The organism is Streptomyces sp. WAC 04229 (assembly GCF_003947455.1).
Lineage (GTDB): Bacteria > Actinomycetota > Actinomycetes > Streptomycetales > Streptomycetaceae > Streptomyces.
Map to the genome: position 1 here is coordinate 1 of NZ_QHJH01000422.1, position 806 is coordinate 806.

The window sequence follows — 806 nt, forward strand, 5'->3', positions numbered from 1 at the left end:
GGGGCCGGCGGCGAGGACGCGGCCGAGGAAGCGTTTGCGGGAGGCGGCGACGAGGAGGGGGTGGCCGAGGCCCAGGAGGCGGTCGAGGTGGGCGAGGAGGACCAGGTCGTGCTCGGCGTCCTTGGAGAAGCCGAGGCCGGGGTCGACGACGACGCGGTCGGGGGAGATGCCGCCCTCCAGGACGGCCTCCACGCGTGCGCGCAGCTCGTCCGCGACCTCGGTGACCACGTCCTCGTAGACGCCCTTGACGTTGCCGCCCTCCAGGAGGCCGCGCCAGTGCATGACGACGAAGGGGGCGGCGGCGTCGGCGACCACCGGGATCATCCGGGGGTCGGCCAGGCCGCCGCTGACGTCGTTGACGAGGGCGGCGCCGGAGGCGAGGGCCTGGGCGGCGACCGAGGCGCGCATGGTGTCGACGGAGACGGTGACGCCCTCGGAGGCGAGTCCGCGGACGACGGGGACCACGCGGCGGAGTTCCTCGTCCTCGTCGACGCGGGTGGCGCCGGGGCGGGTGGACTCGCCGCCGACGTCCACGAGGTCGGCGCCCTGGGCCACCAGGTCGAGGCCGCGCTTGATGGCGGCCGTGGTGTCGAAGAAGCGACCGCCGTCGGAGAAGGAGTCGGGGGTCACGTTGACGACCCCCATGACCGCGCAGCGGTCCCATGCGGTGAGGCCCGCCAGGTGGCGGCGGCCGGTCTGCTTGCTCATGTGTTCAGCGTAGGCCCAGTGGGTGGGATGCCTGCGGCGGCCGGTGGCCGGTCGGGCGGGGGTGGCGGGGGCCCGCCCCGGTTCTTATACACATTTGA

At 74.4% G+C, this 806-nt stretch carries 1 protein-coding gene; it reads right to left on the reverse strand.

What is annotated here, in order from left to right; genetic code table 11:
* The coding region (gene folP / locus DMH12_RS38650; RefSeq protein ID WP_125495872.1) for a dihydropteroate synthase at positions 1–708 on the reverse strand (708 nt) is incomplete at its 3' end.
* Positions 709–806 lie beyond the last annotated feature (98 nt).